The sequence below is a fragment of the Pandoraea sp. B-6 genome, assembly GCF_000282835.1.
In the GTDB taxonomy this organism is placed as follows: Bacteria; Pseudomonadota; Gammaproteobacteria; order Burkholderiales; family Burkholderiaceae; genus Pandoraea; species Pandoraea cepalis.
This window is the reverse complement of the sequence record NZ_KB290535.1, coordinates 106,038-123,042: the sequence shown is the minus strand read 5'-3', so window position 1 is coordinate 123,042 and position 17,005 is coordinate 106,038. Positions and strand designations below refer to the sequence as shown.

The 17,005-nt window shown below is 62.2% G+C and carries 16 protein-coding genes and 1 pseudogene; 9 read left to right on the top strand and 8 right to left on the bottom strand.

Annotation, left to right across the window (positions count from 1 at the left end; all coding sequences use genetic code 11):
- Together A985_RS0115335 and A985_RS0115330 are read right to left on the bottom strand one after the other, a co-directional pair.
- A pseudogene (locus A985_RS0115335) lies at positions 1-255 on the bottom strand (hypothetical protein); the annotation flags it as partial.
- On the bottom strand, positions 248-727 hold the full coding sequence (locus A985_RS0115330; RefSeq protein WP_017234283.1) for an Lrp/AsnC family transcriptional regulator: 480 nt from the start codon (positions 725-727) through the stop codon (positions 248-250). The pseudogene A985_RS0115335 and the gene A985_RS0115330, both read right to left, overlap by 8 nt.
- Before the next feature lie 341 nt (positions 728-1,068).
- Here A985_RS0115330 and A985_RS0115325 point away from each other — a divergent pair, with 341 nt between their 5' ends.
- The 3 genes from A985_RS0115325 (at position 1,069) to A985_RS0115315 (ending at position 4,635) form a co-directional block, all read left to right on the top strand.
- The gene (locus tag A985_RS0115325) at positions 1,069-3,297 is read left to right on the top strand and encodes a TonB-dependent siderophore receptor (protein ID WP_017234282.1); all 2,229 of its coding nucleotides are present in this window, start codon (positions 1,069-1,071) and stop codon (positions 3,295-3,297) included.
- Positions 3,298-3,489: 192 nt separating this feature from the next.
- Entirely contained in the window at positions 3,490-4,074 is a 585-nt protein-coding gene (locus A985_RS0115320; RefSeq protein WP_026132008.1) for a TetR/AcrR family transcriptional regulator, read from the top strand.
- Between the two features lie 135 nt (positions 4,075-4,209).
- A complete protein-coding gene (locus A985_RS0115315; RefSeq protein WP_017234280.1) occupies positions 4,210-4,635 on the top strand; it encodes an organic hydroperoxide resistance protein in 426 nt (141 codons plus the stop codon).
- Positions 4,636-4,749: 114 nt separating this feature from the next.
- Here A985_RS0115315 and A985_RS0115310 read toward each other — a convergent pair whose 3' ends face one another.
- Positions 4,750-5,328, bottom strand: coding sequence for a DUF1439 domain-containing protein (locus A985_RS0115310; protein ID WP_017234279.1), 579 nt, complete (start codon positions 5,326-5,328; stop codon positions 4,750-4,752).
- A 252-nt stretch (positions 5,329-5,580) separates the two neighbouring features.
- Positions 5,581-5,793 (bottom strand): SlyX family protein, encoded by a 213-nt coding sequence (locus tag A985_RS0115305; protein WP_017234278.1) that lies wholly within the window; start codon positions 5,791-5,793, stop codon positions 5,581-5,583.
- A gap of 102 nt (positions 5,794-5,895) precedes the next feature.
- Between A985_RS0115305 and A985_RS0115300 the strand changes: the two genes are divergently transcribed.
- Positions 5,896-6,213: a YnfA family protein gene (locus A985_RS0115300; protein WP_026132006.1), complete on the top strand. Its 318-nt coding sequence runs from the start codon at positions 5,896-5,898 to the stop codon at positions 6,211-6,213.
- A gap of 5 nt (positions 6,214-6,218) precedes the next feature.
- Here the strand turns inward: A985_RS0115300 and A985_RS25685 are convergent, their stop codons facing one another.
- Entirely contained in the window at positions 6,219-7,784 is a 1,566-nt protein-coding gene (locus A985_RS25685) for a GGDEF domain-containing protein (RefSeq protein WP_017234276.1), read from the bottom strand.
- A gap of 77 nt (positions 7,785-7,861) precedes the next feature.
- The gene (locus A985_RS0115290; protein ID WP_017234275.1) at positions 7,862-8,326 is read right to left on the bottom strand and encodes an Lrp/AsnC family transcriptional regulator; all 465 of its coding nucleotides are present in this window, start codon (positions 8,324-8,326) and stop codon (positions 7,862-7,864) included.
- 267 nt (positions 8,327-8,593) lie between these two features.
- On the opposite strand from A985_RS0115290, the gene A985_RS0115285 reads away from it, so the two are divergent.
- From A985_RS0115285 to A985_RS28615, 5 genes are all read left to right on the top strand, one after another.
- The gene (locus A985_RS0115285) at positions 8,594-9,223 is read left to right on the top strand and encodes a LysE family translocator (protein ID WP_017234274.1); all 630 of its coding nucleotides are present in this window, start codon (positions 8,594-8,596) and stop codon (positions 9,221-9,223) included.
- A gap of 510 nt (positions 9,224-9,733) precedes the next feature.
- Complete coding sequence (gene cyoA, locus A985_RS25680) at positions 9,734-10,771, top strand: ubiquinol oxidase subunit II (RefSeq protein WP_083902321.1); 1,038 nt, start codon at positions 9,734-9,736, stop codon at positions 10,769-10,771.
- A 15-nt stretch (positions 10,772-10,786) separates the two neighbouring features.
- Entirely contained in the window at positions 10,787-12,766 is a 1,980-nt protein-coding gene (cyoB, locus tag A985_RS0115275) for a cytochrome o ubiquinol oxidase subunit I (RefSeq protein WP_026132005.1), read from the top strand.
- 2 nt (positions 12,767-12,768) lie between these two features.
- Positions 12,769-13,395: a cytochrome o ubiquinol oxidase subunit III gene (locus tag A985_RS28620; RefSeq protein ID WP_017234270.1), complete on the top strand. Its 627-nt coding sequence runs from the start codon at positions 12,769-12,771 to the stop codon at positions 13,393-13,395.
- The gene (locus A985_RS28615) at positions 13,396-13,761 is read left to right on the top strand and encodes a cytochrome o ubiquinol oxidase subunit IV (protein WP_017234269.1); all 366 of its coding nucleotides are present in this window, start codon (positions 13,396-13,398) and stop codon (positions 13,759-13,761) included. It abuts the gene before it with no gap.
- Positions 13,762-14,497: 736 nt separating this feature from the next.
- Here the strand turns inward: A985_RS28615 and A985_RS0115260 are convergent.
- Both A985_RS0115260 and A985_RS29325 read right to left on the bottom strand, forming a co-directional pair.
- Entirely contained in the window at positions 14,498-16,285 is a 1,788-nt protein-coding gene (locus A985_RS0115260; RefSeq protein ID WP_017234268.1) for a penicillin-binding protein 2, read from the bottom strand.
- A 243-nt stretch (positions 16,286-16,528) separates the two neighbouring features.
- A partial coding sequence (locus A985_RS29325; RefSeq protein ID WP_232424631.1) for a DUF3047 domain-containing protein occupies positions 16,529-17,005 on the bottom strand: 477 nt, incomplete at its 5' end.

The window sequence follows — 17,005 nt, the reverse complement described above, 5'->3', positions numbered from 1 at the left end:
GCCGCCCGCGACCCGCGCGGCACTGCGCATGCCCGCCAGACCTGCGAGGGCAATGACGCTCAGCGCAAGCCACGAAAAGAGGCCGCGACCGAAGACGATCATCGCGCTGCTCGCGGCAATGTGCTCGCCGAACAGTGCCGAAGCGCCGAACAACATGGCCGCGACGTGCAAGGCGATCTGCTGGCCGGCCCCGCCGTGCGGGGGCTGGCCGGCGTCGGACGTCGCGAACGTAGCGGGGGACGCGGCCTCAGGCATCGCCGGAGCGGTCGGGCACCGGGACGGCCGTGGTGTACAAGACCTGCTTGAGCGCGAAACTGGAGCGAATGTTGCGGATGCCCGGGATGCGGGAGAGCCGATCGGTGATGAGCGTCTCGTAGGCACTCATGTCGCTGACCATAACGCGCAGGAGGTAATCGGCGTCGCCCGACATCAGGTAGCACTCCATGACGTTGGGCAATGCGGTGACGGCCGTTTCGAACGCATCCAGACCGTCGCGATTCTGGTTTTCGAGCGTGACGTGGATGAAAACGTTGATGTGCAACCCGAGCCGGGACGGATCGAGCAGCGTGACGCGCTGGCGAATGTAGCCCGCCGCTTCGAGCGCTTTCACGCGCGCCAGGCAAGGCGACGGCGAGAGGTTCACGCGCGAGGCGAGTTCTACGTTGGTGAGGCGGGCGTCCGCTTGCAGCTCCCGCAAAATCTTCAGATCAATGGCGTCGAGGTCCATACCACATTGCACGCGCGCCCCGGATGAGGGTCGGCGGTCCAGTCAATTAGCCGCTCGGTCGGCGACAGTGCCGCAATACTAGCCTATTTGACACGGTTTCCGATGCGCCGGTCAGACCACCGCCCCGAAACCACCGCCGCGGCAACTGTCCGGCAGCGTCGTTTGCCAACATTCCCTTCCTGTATGGGATGGAAATGTTGTATTTCCGTGTTGTCCCGCGACGCCGATCTTCAACACTTGTTGACGATACGTGAACGTTTGTTAATATTCCGATCTTTGAATGATAATGTTAACGATTCGCATTCAATAAATATTTCAAACCGTCACTCGGGATTTGCAGCATGACCTTCGCTTACCATCACGGCGCCTCGGGGGAGGCTGGCCGCACCGCTACGGGCAACGTCGTCGTTCCCCGAAGCCGTCTGGCGCCGCTCGCGCTGGCCGCACTCCTGGCCTTTGTCGCCGCACCGGCCATCGCCCAGTCGATGGCGGCCACGTCCACGGATGGAACGACAACCGACGCCGATGCCCAAGCCACGCTCCAGGCCACAACGGTGACCGGCTCGGCCCTGCGTGAAACGCCGCAGAACCTCAAGCAGCCAGTGCAATCCGGCGCGCTTGGCTCGCGCAGCCAGCTCGATACGCCGTTCTCCACAACGGTGGTCAGCCAGGAGCAGCTCGAACAACGCCAACCCGCGAAGCTTGGCGACGTGTTCTCGACCGACGCCTCGGTGACCGACGGCAGCAACGCCTTCGATGCCTGGGCCGGCTACATCTATGTGCGCGGCATGCCGATCGACTGGCAATCCGGCTTCAAGCTCGACGGGATGCCCGTGATGACCTACGGCGTGACGATGCCGTACGAGCAGTTCGACCGCTTGGAACTGCTCAAGGGGTTGTCCGGTTTCATGTACGGCTTCGTTGCCCCGGGCGGTGTCGTCAACTATGTGACGAAAAAGCCGACGGACGAGCGCATCGCCAGCATCGATGTCGGTTTCCATTCGAACGGCATCTGGCGCGAGCATGTCGATCTCGGGGGGCGTGCCGGGCCGAACGACATGTTCGGCGCCCGGCTGAATTACACGCACGAGGAAGGCCGCACCTATTCGGACGGCAATCTGAATCGCGACACGGTGTCGCTCGCGCTCGACGCACGTTTGACGCCCGACCTGACGTGGAACTTCGGCGCGATGTACCAGGATCGCCGGGCGACAGGCACCACGCCCTCGCTCTCGACGGCGTCCTTCCAGGGCCATCAGTTGCCGGGGCCGATCAATGTGTCGAACGCGAATCTTCAGACGCAGGCCACGCATCTGAACACCATCACGCAGTTCTACACGACCGGCCTGCAATATCAGTTGAATCCGGACTGGAAGGTGTCGGCCAACTTCGCCTACAACAAGTCGACGCGCGACCGTAACGAAGCCACGCTCTATCTGCTCAACGGCGCAGGCGACTTCCGTGGCCTGAACGATCTGGGCGACGAAATCAATACGTTCCACGCGTGGCAGGTGGCGGCCGAGGGCAAGGTTCGTACGGGGCCGCTCGCGCACCAGCTCACGTTCGGCTACGCATCGCAGTATCAGACGAACGACTACGCGTATCTGTACAGCCCGGTCACCGCGAACGCGTATGTTCCCTTCTCGACATACTCGGGCAATCTGTACCAGGGGGCGTCGTATCAGTTCTTTGGCGACGGCTCGACGCTCCAGGCGCAACGCGCCAGCGCCATTGAACAGCGCTCGGTCTTCGCCTCCGACACGGTACAGATCACGGATCGACTGTCGGTGCTCGGCGGCGCGCGCTTCACTAACTACAATCAGACGAACGCGCAAGGGATCTCGACCTACTCGACGAACGGTGTGTTCACGCCGACACTCGCCGTCATGTACAAGCTCGCGCCGAACGCGACGGCATACGCCAGCTATGTGGAAGCGCTGGAGGCTGGCGAAGTGGTGGGGTCGACCTACGCCAACGCGGGCGCGGTACTCAACCCGTTCAAGAGCCGCCAGTATGAGGTTGGCGTGAAGACGGAGCAGTCCACGTGGAGCACGACGGCAGCGCTCTTCCGCATTGAGCGGGGTGCGGTGTACACGAACAGCGCCAACGCACGCGTCTCGGACGGCCAGTCGATCTACCAGGGGATCGAGTTGGCCGGGGCGGTGAAGCTGGGGCCACGGTGGACGCTCGGCGCCAGCGCCATGGCGCTCGATAGTTGGTACGCCCGTACGAACGGTTTCGACGGCAACCGGGTGGGCGGCGCGCCGCGCTTCGTGCTCTCGGGCAACGTCGAGTACAAGGTGCCTTACGTGCCGGGTCTGTCGGTCGGGGGCGATATTCGCTACAACGGTCGCACGGCGCTCAATCCGCAGAACTCGCTGACCGTCTCGGGCTATACGTTGATCAACCTCGGCGCAACCTACCGCACGCGCGTCGCAGGTAAGGACGTGACGCTGCGCGCGGCGGTGAGCAACCTGACCAACCGCAAGTATTGGGAATATCAGTACGACAACTACATCAAGCCGGCCGACCCGCGCATGGTCAGCCTGAACGCGAAGATCGACTTCTGAGCGACGTCGGACACCTGGCGAGATTTGGCCATTCATGGAACAGCGGCTCGCAAGATTCGCTGTTTGTCGTCTTGGGCGCCGCGCATGGCAGGGGGGAGTGGCGTCCCGACTATGGCCTTCATTGAAAAAATCCATCGATCGATCGGACAAAACGGCTTGACTATCTATCTACTGGTAGATAAAGTTCGTTTCATGAATCGCACACATACATCGCCAACGACACCGACCGTCAAGGAACAACTGCTCGAGCATGCGCAGCGGTTCCTGATGACGCGGGGCTACAACGGCTTCAGCTATCGGGATCTCGCTGAGCAAGTCGGGGTCAAGACGTCGAGCATCCACTATTACTTCCCGGCCAAGGAAGATCTCGTACTCGAAGCCATCAAGGCTTACGACGCGTTGATCAAGGAAGGGCTGGCGGGCATCGACGAGGCACTGCCGCCTGCGCAGAAGCTGGCGTTGTATGCGCGAGGATTCGGGCGCATCGCGGCCGACGGGCATCGGATCTGTCTGTGCGGCATGCTGGCGGCCGACATCGAAACGCTGCCGGAGACGGTTCGCGAAGCGGTGCAGCGATTCTTCGCGTATCACGAAGCGTGGTTGGCACGTGTGCTGGCCCAGGGCGTGGCAGACGGTTCGCTCACGCTGACGTCGTCGCCCGATAGTACTGCGCGTGCGCTGTTTGCCGGGTTTCAGGGGAGCGTGATGGCTTCCCGTTTGTTCCGGGCGCCGTCGCGCCTGGAGGATGTGGTGGCGTCGGTGTGCGGCGTCGCTTGAGTTGACGCCGGCTCGCACGAGCCGGCCAGCGGATGTCAGAGGGGTCGTCGGGCCGGAAGGCAACACCGGGAAGGTGTGCCGGGCTGGGGCGATCGAAGTTTGGAAGTGAAATTCTCTACTCACCAGGAGTTCGTTATGTCGATCGAAAAAGTGCTGTACACCGCCCATGCCACCGCGACCGGAGGCCGTGATGGCCGTGCCGTGTCGTCCGACGGCGTGCTTGACGTCAAGCTGGTTGTACCCAAGGAAATGGGCGGCGCGGGCGTTGGCGGCACGAATCCGGAACAACTGTTTGCCGCGGGTTACTCGGCCTGCTTCCTGGGCGCGCTGAAGTTCGTGGCGGGCAAGGAAAAGATTGCGCTGCCCGCCGACACGAAGATCGACGGAAGCGTCGGAATCGGCCAGATCCCGACGGGCTTCGGCATTCAGGCGGAACTGAAGATCAGCGTGCCGGGCGTGGATCGCGCGACGGTCGAAGCGCTGGTACAGAAGGCACACATCGTGTGCCCGTACTCGAACGCCACGCGTGGCAACATCGACGTGACGCTGACGGTGGTCTGAGTTCGTGGCGTTCCCGGTCTCACGCGCAAGCGCGACGCCGGAGAACCCTGCGGCATAAGGCAAGGGCAGCCCGCGGGCTGCCCTTGTTCTTTTGCGACACGGCGCGCGATCCTGTCACTTCGTTTTGACTTCGACCTTGATGCCGTCGGACAGCACGGTGATGGCGCCCGGCTCGACATCGCGTCCGCCATAACGCAATTGCTCGGGTTTGAATGTATAGATCGGATACTGATTGAGTACTTGCTGGGCGAGAGAGCCGCCAATGGCCGTCAATTGTTGGTCGTATGCCGGGGGCATGCCGTTCACATCCACACGCTCGACGTTCGGGTTGTCGAGCAACACGGCGCGTTTGACCGGGTCGTATTTCAGCGCGCTCGACAGGCTCAGCACGCCAGCGAGCGGCTGGCCTTGCAGCAAGACGTTCTGCAATTGCGCGTCGATCTGCGTGATGACGCGATTGGCCTGCGGGTTGAAGCCGATTTTTGGATGCGTCAGTTCGACGGACAGCAGTTGGCCGTAGTTGAGCGTGGTGGGGAAGCGCTTGCCGACGGCCGCCTCGATGTCCTGACGTGTCATCGTGTACTCGCCGGTCCAGATGTTGTACGCGGCATTGGCCGGGCGCATGAGCGGGGCGAGCGCAAGGCCGAGGAGCCCCGCCGCCGTCAGGCGCAGCGCGTCGCGGCGCGAGGTCACGGAACTGTCCGAGGTGTCGGTGGGGAGGAGGCGACGAGGCGGGCGGTAAGCGGTCATGTTACGAAGGTCCGAGGGACGGGCACGGCACGGCGCGGCCATGCCTGAATCGTCGATGATGATGTGACCCGGACGACGCAGAATCGTTCTGCGTGCGGCAATTGCCCGTGCGAACCGTGTCAATCCGTGCCCACGCACGTTCGTCTTCGCGCAACGGCGCTACCGGCCCGCCAGTTCGATCCGGTTCGATCCAGTTCAATAATGCGGCGGGACTTCATGGCGTGGATTGCCATCGTTTCCCCCCTGTCCCTGCGACTGCATCTGCTGGTACAGCGCCTTGATCTGCTTTTGCAGCAAATCGAGCTGCTGCTCCTGACGCGTGACGATGTCGTTGAGGGTTTCAAGCAAATCTTCCTGAAACGCCGCCTTGACTTCGAGTTCGACGACGCGTGCTTCCAACGATTCCATGAGCTTCTCCGGTAGACGCGGCATTGTAGGCCACCCGGCGATTAGCCTGTCGATGTTGCCTGCGATATGACGCATTCGATTCGCGCCGGGCATAATCGCACGATGAAAACCTTCCTGCTTTATGTCGTCACGGCGGTGGCGGAGATCGTCGGCTGCTATTTGCCCTGGCTGTGGCTCAAGCACGATCGCAGCGCATGGCTGCTTGTGCCGGGGGCGATGTCGCTCGCGCTTTTCGCGTGGCTGCTGACGCTGCATCCGTCGGCGGCCGGTCGTGTTTATGCGGCGTACGGCGGCGTTTATATCAGCGTGGCGATCGTGTGGCTATGGCTCGTGGACGGGGTGCGCCCAACGCCGTGGGACATGGCCGGTGTGGCCATTGCGTTAGCGGGCATGAGCCTGATCGCGTTCCAGCCGCGCTAGTCGCTTCAGTCGCGACTGCCGCCACCGCTCATCTCGCCGGTGCCGGACGGCAGTCCATCGAGCACACGCCGTTCGTTCATGGTGCCGGCGTAGTGATTGCGCTTTTCTTCGTACATCAGCAAATCGGCCCGTTGGGTCGTGGCTTCGAGCCGCTCTCCAGCCTCGCACGTCGCCATCCCCATCGAGAAGGAGAGCGCCGTGCCAGGGTAGAACGAGTTGTTCAACTCCACGAGTTGGCGAATGCTCTCGATCAGCGTCGCGCCACTCGTCGCATCGGTGGAGGGCAGCAGCAACGCGAATTCGTCACCGCCGATGCGCGCCGCGATCTGCGGGGCGGTGACCGCTTTGCCCAACACCTCGCCCGCACGGCGTAGCAGCGCGTCGCCTGCGGCGTGCCCTAGCTGATCGTTCACGGTCTTCAGGCCGTTCAGGTCGGCGACGATCACCGTCACCGGATAGGGCCCCTTGCGCTCCAGCCGATTGAGTTCGTCGACATAGAACGAGCGGTTGCGCAGCTTGGTCAGCACGTCGTGCTTGCCGAGGAATTCGAGATACGACTCGGCCTTCTTGCGCGCGGTGATGTCAGTGAGCGCCACGAGCACCAGGTCCCAGCGCGCCTCGTGACCGGGCAGCACCGCGAATTGCAGATGAACGTTGATCTCGTTGCCATCGAGCGCGTAGTTGACGACTTCGCGCTGCTGGAACAGCTTGTTCTCCCACAGGTCGACCAACTGCTCGCGGAAATTGTGTCGCATGTCGTCGCGGAACACTTCGGGCAGGCGGGCGAGCAGCGAGGCCTTGTCGGGCGCGACGAACATCGCGAGCGTATGGCGATTCACGTCGAGCACGTGGATCTCGGTCATGCACCGTTCCACGAATTCGGGGTGAACGTCGGTAAACGTGCGGAAGTCCGTGATGCCACGCGCACGGGCGTCGTCGAGCAACAACTTGATGGCGCTGAAATCCTCGACCCAAAGCGAGACTGGCGAGTATTCGAACAGCCCGCGTGCGTATTGCTCGCCCATCGTCACGCGCTCGCGGGCGTGTTCGAGTTCGGTCACGTTTTCCAGCGAGATCAGCACGCGTCCCAGCGTGGCTTCGTGCCCGGGCAGGACCGAGCCGTTCAGGAGCACATCGAGACGCCGGCCATCGAGCGTGTAGTTGACCGTCTTGCTCGTGAAGTGTGTACGGCCGTCCCACAACTGGCAAAGCTCTTCGATGTGGGTCTTGAGCATGTCGTCGCGGAAGATGCGCGGCAGGCCGGCCACGAGCGCGTCGAGCGATGGGGCGTTGAACATCGACAACGTTCGTCGATTGACCTTGATGACACGAATGCGCCGCGAGCAAGCGGCGACGTGCGCCGGGTCGATCCTGAAGTGGGCGCGCAGGTCGGTGACCCCTTGCGCGCGCCATTCGTCGAACAGTTGCCTCACACCGCTGAAGTCCTCGAGCCAGAGCGAAACGGGCGCGAGATCGAACATCAGGGCGTCATCGTTGGCGGCGCTGGCCCCGAGCGCATTGCGCGGCAGGGAGGTCGGCTGGGAGGGTACGACGGGCGTGGCGTCCGGCATGAGGCACCTGAGGTCTGCTAAGTCGAGTCAGTCCGCCATTCTACGGGCAAATGCGCGCCACGCCGCCGAGAGTCGGATTAGAGCAACGGCGCACCGGTATCGCGTTTGACTTCTCGCAGCGACAGCATCGATTCGATTGACGAGACGCCGGGCAGGGCGCGCAGCACGTCGCGCGTAAACATGCCGTAATCGTCGAGATCCGTGGCAACCACCTCCAGCAGGTAATCGGCGCTGCCGGAGATGTTGTGGCACGACACGATGCGCTCGATGGCCTGGACTTCGCGCTCGAACTGCTCGGACAGCGCGCGGTCATGCACGGCGAAGCGCACATGCACGAATGCCGTCACGCCCAGCCCCAGCGCGCGGTTCGAAAGTTCTGCCCGATAGCTGGTGATATAGCCCTCGGCTTCGAGCCGTTTCAGACGTCGCGCACAGGGTGTTTCGGACAGCGACACACGTTCGGCGAGCCGGGCGTTGGAAATGCGGCCATCGCGCTGGACGATGGAGAGAATCGCCCGATCGATGGCGTCGAGTTCGTTCATGATGAGTATCCCGCTACGAAAGCTACTACAAAGATGGCATTCCACCACGATCTGCAATTTCCGGAAAGTGTTGCCCTCATCCTTCCGGATTAGGTTGATTGTCGCGGGTGTGACCTCTAACTTGGTGAGACTCCAATGTGAAATGCACTTTATTGGTGAAATAAGCTAAATTATTAAAGAATTGTGAGTGAAAAACGCTGTGTATCGCTCGTTGAATAGCGAGATCATGAGGTTCGTTTCCGCCATTGCGGCCGTCAGGGGAAAATCATGGTTTCGCTGCAGTTGCTCACCGTCTTCGTCGGTGCGTTGATCGTCGTCTACGCGTTGCCGGGCCCGGATATGGCGCTCGTCATGCAGACGAGCATGACGCGAGGGGTGCGGCACGGATTGGCGACGGCGGCCGGCTTGGCGCTGGCGCGTGCCGGGCACGTAACGCTCTCGGCCTGCGGCGTGGCGGCGTTGTTGCGTTCGGCGCCGTGGCTCTTCGAGACGGTGCGCATCGCGGGCGCGATCTATCTGGCGTGGGTGGCGATCCAGATCTGGCGTTCTCCGGCGTTCGGCATCGAGGCCGCGGCCGCGCCGACCGACGCTGCACCGCCGCTCGCGCATGCCGTGCGGCGCGGTGTGCTCTCCAGCGTGCTCAATCCGAAGGCGCTGCTGTTCTGTTCGGTGCTGCTGCCCCAGTTTGTCCGCGCCGAAGCCGGGCCCATGTGGTCGCAGGTGCTCGAACTGGGTGTACTGCTGCTGGTCGTGGGTGCGATCTTCGACGTGACGCTCGCCTTCGGTGCCGCCCGCATCGCCCGCTGGCTGCGCACCCGTCCGCTGGCACAAAAAGTCCAACGCTGGTCGTTCGGCGCGGCGCTCTTGGCGTTCGCCGTGCGCCTGTCGCTGGATTGAAACGCCGGGCCAACGTCCTCAGCTGCCTTCCCTTCCTCTCGATGCACCAATTCGGTGCGTTTCGCTGCGACACGGCAAATGGAGGTGCGACACAACGTCGCACCTCTTGAAATCTAAGAACCTTCCCGAATTGCTGCATTGCACAGCGTTTACCGCCAAACACGTGCCGATCTGCTTTGAAAACGTCGCGCGCGTATGCGTGAGGGCTGCGCGACACATTGTCGCGCCGGTGTGTGTGCGATGTCCGGCCTAATTAAACTTCGGCATAATGCCGCACCGTGATGGAAGTAAAAGACAAGAAGTCGGGCAGTGACTTGAGGTCTTCGGGGCGGCAACCCGCCCCGGTTCCCGTCTTTTCGATGACACAGTCGTCGTAGTTCGGCCGGTGCAATATCGGCGCGGCGACTGCTCCCGTCTCACCTTAACCCTTGCCAACCTCCTGCGACCCTGCATCAGGCCGGTAAGCCCGTGTTGCGCCGTTCGTTGGCCAACTCAACCCTGTCGTGTGACATGAAGAAACACAGAAACCCGCGATTGCTAAGGCTCCTCGCCCTGTGCTCGCCGCTGCTTTTGGCTGGCTGCGACATGGCCGTTCTCAACCCCAAGGGGCAGATCGGAGAAGAGACCAAATCCCTGATTCTCACGGCCACCTGGCTGATGCTGATCGTCGTGATTCCGGTCATCTTGATGACGCTGTGGTTTGCGTGGAAATATCGCGCGAGCAACAAGGCGGCCCGCTACGAACCGAACTGGTCGCACTCCACGGCCATCGAGGTCGTGGTCTGGCTCGTGCCGATCATCATCATTGCGATCCTCGCGCGCATCACCTGGGTCTCCACCCACGAACTCGATCCTTACAAGCCGCTGCAAAGCGATGTGAAGCCGATCACGGTCGAAGTGGTGTCGATGAACTACAAGTGGTTGTTCATCTACCCGGAGCAAGGGATTGCGTCGATCAACGAGTTGGCCGTTCCGGTCGATACCCCCGTGAATTTCAAGATCACGTCGGAATCGATCATGAACTCGTTCTTCATTCCGCAATTGGGTAGCCAGGTCTACTCGATGGCCGGTATGCAGACGAAGCTGCACTTGATCGCCAACCACGTCGGTGCGTACGACGGCATTTCGGCGAACTACAGCGGCGGCGGCTTCTCGGGCATGCGTTTCAAGACGTTGGCGATGACCGACAACGACTTCGAGCAATGGGTGACGAAGGTGCGCGAGTCGAAGAAGGTGCTCGACCGCGACGCCTACGCATCGCTCGTGCCGATGAGCGAGAACACGCCGGTCACGTACTACAGCTCGGTCGACGCGAACCTGTTCCAGTCGATCGTGCACGCCCCGATGGCATCCGGCATGGCCCAGCAGCAGGACGGCCATGAGAACCACGGTGCCATGGACATGAAGGGCATGGACATGAAGATGGACATGAAGGGTGCGGCCAACGACACCGCGACGGCACCGGCCGCCGCGATGACCATGGCCATGGACAATGCCGGCGCGCACGCGATGCACGCCGGTGCGTCTGCGCACGCGCACAAGGAGTAAACAACAATGTCAACGCTGTTTGGCAAACTGACTCTCGAAGCCATCCCGTACCACGAGCCGATCATCGTCGGCGCGGTCGGCATGATGGTGCTGGGGGGGCTGGGCATCATTGGGCTGCTCACCTACTTCGGCAAGTGGAAGTACCTGTGGAACGAATGGGTCACGTCGGTCGATCACAAGAAGATCGGCATCATGTACGTGCTCGTCGCGCTCGTTATGCTGCTGCGCGGCTTTGCCGACGCCTTGATGATGCGTACGCAGCTCATGCTCGCGCACAACTCGCCGGGCATTCTCCCGCCGGAGCACTACGACCAGATCTTCACCGCCCACGGCGTGATCATGATCTTCTTCGTGGCGATGCCGTTCATGACGGGTCTCGTCAACCTCGTGGTGCCGCTGCAGATCGGCGCCCGCGACGTGGCATTCCCGTTCCTGAACACGCTCTCGTTCTGGCTGTTCGTGGCCGGCGCAGCGCTGGTGAACCTGTCGCTGGGCGTGGGTGAATTCGCGCGCACGGGCTGGCTGGCTTACCCGCCGCTCTCGGGCATTCAATACAGTCCGGGCGTGGGGGTGGATTACTACATCTGGGCCTTGCAGATCTCGGGTCTGGGGACGTTGCTCACGGGTGTGAACTTCGTCGTCACGATTCTGAAGATGCGTGCGCCGGGCATGAACCTGATGAAGATGCCGGTCTTCACGTGGACCTCGCTGTGCACGATGGTGCTGGTGTGCGCCGCGTTCCCGGTGCTGACGGTGACGCTGGCGCTGCTATCGCTCGACCGCTACCTCGACTTCCATTTCTTTACGAATGAGTTGGGCGGCAATCCGATGATGTACATCAACCTGATCTGGATCTGGGGTCACCCGGAGGTGTACATCCTGATTCTGCCGGCGTTCGGTATGTTCTCGGAGATCATCTCGACGTTTTCGGGCAAGAAGCTGTTCGGCTACAAGTCGATGGTGTACGCCACGGCTGCGATCATGGTGCTGTCGTTCCTCGTGTGGGCGCACCACTTCTTCACGATGGGCTCGGGTGCCAACGTGAACGCGTTCTTCGGTATCGCGACGATGATCATCTCGATCCCGACCGGCGTGAAGATCTTCAACTGGCTTTTCACGATGTACCGCGGTCGCGTACAAATGACCGTGCCGGTGCTGTGGACGCTGGGCTTCATCGTCACGTTCGTGATCGGTGGCATGACGGGGGTGCTGCTGGCCGTGCCGGGCGCCGACTTCGTGCTGCACAACTCGCTGTTCCTGATTGCTCACTTCCACAACGTGATCATCGGTGGCGTGCTGTTCGGTTACATCGCCGGGATGAACTACTGGTTCCCGAAGGCCTTCGGCTTCAAGCTCGACGAGCGTCTGGGCAAGGCAAGCTTCTGGTGCTGGCTGATCGGCTTCTACCTCGCGTTCATGCCGCTGTACGTGCTGGGCCTGATGGGCATGACCCGTCGCCTGAACCACTACGAAAACGCTGCGTGGCAGCCGTGGCTGATCGCCGCGTGGGTGGGGGCACTGTTCATCGCCGCCGGTATCGGTTTCCAGGTGCTGCAACTGGTCGTCTCGATCAAGAACCGCAAGGCGCTGGCCGACACGACGGGCGATCCCTGGAACGGCCGTACGCTGGAGTGGATGACGTCGTCGCCGCCGCAGTTCTACAACTTTGCCGAAGAGCCGCGCGTGCATGACATCGACGAGCTGGCCTATCGCAAGGCCCACGGCATCAAGGGCGATCTGAAGACAAGCTACGCACCGATCCACATGCCGAAGAATACCGGCGCCGGTTTCATCATCAGTGCGTTCTCGCTGGTGTTCGGTTTCGCGGCCATCTGGCACATCTGGTGGCTGGCCATCGTCGGCTTCGTCGGCATGATCGTGACCTTCATCTGCCGCAGCAACGACGATTCGATCGACTACTACGTGCAGTCGCCGGAAGTGGTGGCCATTGAAACGGCTCACCATCAGGCACTGGCCGCAGCAGCAAAGGCTTAATCATGACGAGCGAAGTTCTCAAACACTCTGGCGCGCATGCCGATGCGCATGCGCACGACCACGCGCACCACGACACCGGTGGCAACACGATCTTCGGTTTCTGGGTGTACCTGATGACCGACCTGGTGCTGTTCGCCGGCCTGTTCGCCACCTTTGCGGTGTTGCGTGACTCGTCTGCGGGCGGCCCGACGGGCAAGGAACTGTTCGACCTGAAGTTCGTGCTGGTCGAAACGTTCATCCTGTTGTTCTCGTCGATCACCTATGGCTTTGCCATGGTGGGGCTGCACAACGGCAAGAAGAGCACGGTACTGGGCTGGCTGGCGGTGACCTGGTTGCTGGGTGCCGGGTTTATCGCGATGGAACTGTATGAGTTCCACCATCTGATTCTGGAAGGTGCGGGCCCGAACCGTAGCGGTTTCCTGTCGTCGTTCTTTGCCCTGGTGGGCACCCACGGTCTGCACGTGGCCTCGGGCCTGCTGTGGATGGCCGTGCTGATGTTCCAGATCGGCAAGAAGGGTCTGAACTCGACCACCACCACGCGCCTGCAATGCCTGTCGCTGTTCTGGCACTTCTTGGACGTGGTGTGGATTGGCGTGTTCACGGTCGTGTACCTGATGGGAGCGATGTAAATGAGCAATACGAAATCGGTGCAATCGCACGGCCACGACGCTGGCCACAATGCGGCCGGGGGTAGCCACGGCAGCGTGAAGTCGTACCTGATCGGCTTCGTACTCGCGGTGATCCTCACGGTCGTGCCGTTCAAGCTGGTGATGGATGGCACGATGCCGCCGTCGACGGTGCTGCCGCTGATTCTCGGCGCGGCCCTCGTGCAGATCATCGTCCATCTGATCTACTTCCTGCACATGGACCGTTCGTCGGAACAGCGCTGGAACGTGATGGCCTTCGCGTTCACGATCCTGATCGTGTCCATCGTGCTGGTCGGCTCGCTGTGGATCATGCACAACGCCAACACACTGATGATGCCGGGGATGTAAGGCTTCTTCAGAACTTGTCTGCGTTTCTTCGGACAAGTGAGAGAAAGGCGGCGCCGGTTTCGGGGCCGCCTTTTTCTTTTTGGGGCGCTTTCGAGGGGCGGCCTTCCAGCCGATTTCCGAGCCGACTCGCTAACCGGTTTCGGTGAATGATTCGACGCGTTGCCGGGGGGCACGGGCTTGTGCGTGCCGTTTGGCGCCTCAGTACGCAAAAAAGGCAGTTCGAGTCATCGAACCGCCTTTTTTGCTCACACCTTCCCGATCCGTCGACACCGCCCGCTCATTCACCCCCAACGCCCCCGCAATCCCCCATACCCGCGACGCTTGCCGGTACCCTGACTGCGCTCCACTTTAAAGTCGCTCCGTCAGGGCACCGGCAAGCGTCGCTCACGCATCCTGTCTCACCACCCGCCTTGGTTGTCCCATGGGGGCGTCGCATCGCAATCGTTGACGGATCGGGGGCGGCGGCACGGTTCGCTCACGCGTCCTGTTTTACCAGCCACCTCGGTCGCCCGACGGGGGCGTCGCATCGTGTGCATTGACGTATCGGGTTGGGGGCCGCCCGCGGTGCGACTTAACAGGCATTGGAGTGCCGCGGGCGGCCCCCAACCCGATTTACCGCTGGCGTTGGAAGCGACCGGGCGCATCAGGACATACGGGCGCATCAAGACATACGGGCGCAACACGGAGCTACGAGGCACTACGAGACGCTACGAACCGATATCAAGCCCACAAAGCCCTATCCGTGCGACGCCGCCTTATCATCCGGCGGCGTATCCGACGTCGGCGCGGCGAGGATCACCCCGGGCCGCACCGGCAGATCCGGACGAATCCCCAGCAGCGGCAACGCCTGCGATGCAATCTCCGCAAACGCCGGTCCCGCCGCCTGACCGCCAAAGTGCTGCGACGCCTTCGGCTCATCCACCGATACCGCAATCACCAGGCGCGGTGCCGACAACGGCGCGATCCCCACGAACGATGCCCGATACTTCGAGTGATCGTATCCGTGCGCGCCCGCCTTGTAAGCCGTGCCGGTCTTGCCGCCAATGCTGTAACCGGCGACCTGCGCCGTCGTGGCCGTCCCGCCCGTATCGACCACGCCCGCCAGCATCTGACGCATTTCAGCCGCCGTGTGCGCGTCGATCACCCGCACGCCCTCGGGCTGCACCGGCGTATCCGGCTTGATGATGGTGATGGGCACGAGCACCCCATCGTTGGCAAAGATCGTGTACGCGCGCGCCAACTGGAACAGCGACGCCGAGATCCCGTAACCGTACGCCATCGTCGCCTGCTCGATCCGCCGCCACGATTTGTACGGACGCAAACGCCCCGATACCGCCCCCGGGAACCCCAGCTTCGGCTGCTGACCCAGTCCGATCTCGGTGAACATGTCCCACATTTCCTCCGCCCGCAACATCGTCGACACCTTGGTCATGCCGATGTTGCTCGACTTCTGAATGACACCCGCCGCCGTCAACACGCCATTCGCGCTGTCGTCGCTGATGGTCGCGCCTTCGAAGACGTATCGCCCGGGCCCCGTGTCAATGAGCGTGGTCGGCGTGAGCCGATGCAGGTCCAACGCCAGCGCCATGGTGAACGGCTTGAGAATCGAGCCCGGTTCGAAGACATCCGTGAACACGCGGTTGCGCAATTGCTCGCCCGTCAAATGCGCTCGGTCGTTCGGGTTGTAGGTCGGCAAGTTGGCCAGCGCCAGCACCTGACCGGACTTGGCATCGATGACGACCGCCATCGCCGCTTTCGCCCCCGTGCGTTCCAGTGCATTCTTCAACGCCTCGTAGGCGATGTACTGCACACGTGTATCCAGCGTCAGGCGAATGTCCTTGCCGTCTCGCGGCGGGCTGGAGTCGTCGAGGTCCTGAATGGTCCGGCCGATGCGGTCCTTGATGACGCGTCGCACGCCCGCCTTGCCCTCGAGCAAGGGCTCCTCGCCCAGCTCCATGCCTTCCTGGCCCTTGTCTTCGACATTGGTGAAGCCCACCACATGCGCCGCGACTTCGCCTTCGGGGTAGAAGCGCTTGTATTCGCTGCTTTCGTACACGCCGGGGATGCCCAGGACTTCCATCTGTTTGCCGATCTCCGGCGAGACCTGACGCTTCACATAGACGAACTTCTTCTCGCCGATGAGCTTGGCGCGCAGTTCCTTCGCGGGAATGTCGAGCAGTTTGCTGGCCTTCTGCAGGGCACTGTCGGACAAGTCGTCCGGCACCTCGGCCGGTACCGCCCAGATGGTGCGCATCGGCAGGCTGGTTGCGAGTACGCGGCCGTCGCGATCCTCGATCTTGCCGCGCACCGCAGGCATGACGATGGTGTGCTCGTATCGCTTTTCACCCTGCGCGATATAGAAACTATTGCCCGGGCCGGCAATCCAGAACGCTCGTGCGACCAGTCCGATGAACGCGAGGGTGATCGTGATGACGACGAACTTGGAGCGCCACATCGACATGCGCGACTGCAATACCGGACTGGAAGCGAACGTAACGTCCTTGGGCTGGCGATTCTTTTGCATGGCGCTCGCGGGGCGGTGAGAGGCGTGAACAGCAATGAGCCCGTCGACAAACTCTGGCTCAGATTCTAGGCGAGATAGCGTAGCACGCAAGTGACTGTTGTAATAGCGCAAAGGCCCCGTCAGACGGGGCTTTCCGGGATTTTTTCGACGGCATGGTCGCCGCCTCTCGAATCGGTGTCGGCAGATAAAACCGGGCGCGGAATGTCTCGCGACATCGCCCTGCGCGCGGCGCACGCCGTGGCGTCACTTTCCCGCGCCGAACCGAACGTCGCCATACCAGGCGTGCGCGCTGGCGTGCGTGTTGTCGCTGTCGGTAAAGATGCCATAGCCGAGCAGCTTGCCCGGCTTCTCCCGGTAGATGCGTTCGTAGTCCGCCGCCACGTTGCGCGAGAACGTTTGCCACTTGCCGAGCGACGCATTGCCGCCCGCCACCACGAGCATCTGCACCCGATCGGTGTGCGGGTTCTGGATGACACCGCCCGGCGCGGCATCGTTGGACCAGATATACATCAGCGTGGCATAGGGCAGGTCTTTGCCCCCCGCCTTGGCGAGCGCCATGGCCGCCCGATCGCCGAACGGCAGCGACGATGTGTTGCCGTCGAAGAAAAACACCAGCCGCGCCGGCGAATCCTCCTTGTCGCCCACCCGGTTGTCGGCGCCCGGGATCGCCTGGTCGACTCTCCAGCGCCATGACACGACGGGCGTCACGCTCAGGTCGAC

Bases quoted from the DNA above. Each gene is read 5' to 3' on its own strand.
- A985_RS0115330 (WP_017234283.1), bottom strand. From the start codon at position 727: ATGGACCTCGACGCCATTGATCTGAAGATTTTGCGGGAGCTGCAAGCG.
- A985_RS0115325 (WP_017234282.1), top strand. From the start codon at position 1,069: ATGACCTTCGCTTACCATCACGGCGCCTCGGGGGAGGCTGGCCGCACC.
- A985_RS0115320 (WP_026132008.1), top strand. From the start codon at position 3,490: ATGAATCGCACACATACATCGCCAACGACACCGACCGTCAAGGAACAA.
- A985_RS0115315 (WP_017234280.1), top strand. From the start codon at position 4,210: ATGTCGATCGAAAAAGTGCTGTACACCGCCCATGCCACCGCGACCGGA.
- A985_RS0115305 (WP_017234278.1), bottom strand. From the start codon at position 5,793: ATGGAATCGTTGGAAGCACGCGTCGTCGAACTCGAAGTCAAGGCGGCG.
- A985_RS0115300 (WP_026132006.1), top strand. From the start codon at position 5,896: ATGAAAACCTTCCTGCTTTATGTCGTCACGGCGGTGGCGGAGATCGTC.
- A985_RS25685 (WP_017234276.1), bottom strand. From the start codon at position 7,784: ATGCCGGACGCCACGCCCGTCGTACCCTCCCAGCCGACCTCCCTGCCG.
- A985_RS0115290 (WP_017234275.1), bottom strand. From the start codon at position 8,326: ATGAACGAACTCGACGCCATCGATCGGGCGATTCTCTCCATCGTCCAG.
- A985_RS0115285 (WP_017234274.1), top strand. From the start codon at position 8,594: ATGGTTTCGCTGCAGTTGCTCACCGTCTTCGTCGGTGCGTTGATCGTC.
- cyoA (WP_083902321.1), top strand. From the start codon at position 9,734: ATGAAGAAACACAGAAACCCGCGATTGCTAAGGCTCCTCGCCCTGTGC.
- A985_RS28620 (WP_017234270.1), top strand. From the start codon at position 12,769: ATGACGAGCGAAGTTCTCAAACACTCTGGCGCGCATGCCGATGCGCAT.
- A985_RS28615 (WP_017234269.1), top strand. From the start codon at position 13,396: ATGAGCAATACGAAATCGGTGCAATCGCACGGCCACGACGCTGGCCAC.
- A985_RS0115260 (WP_017234268.1), bottom strand. From the start codon at position 16,285: ATGCAAAAGAATCGCCAGCCCAAGGACGTTACGTTCGCTTCCAGTCCG.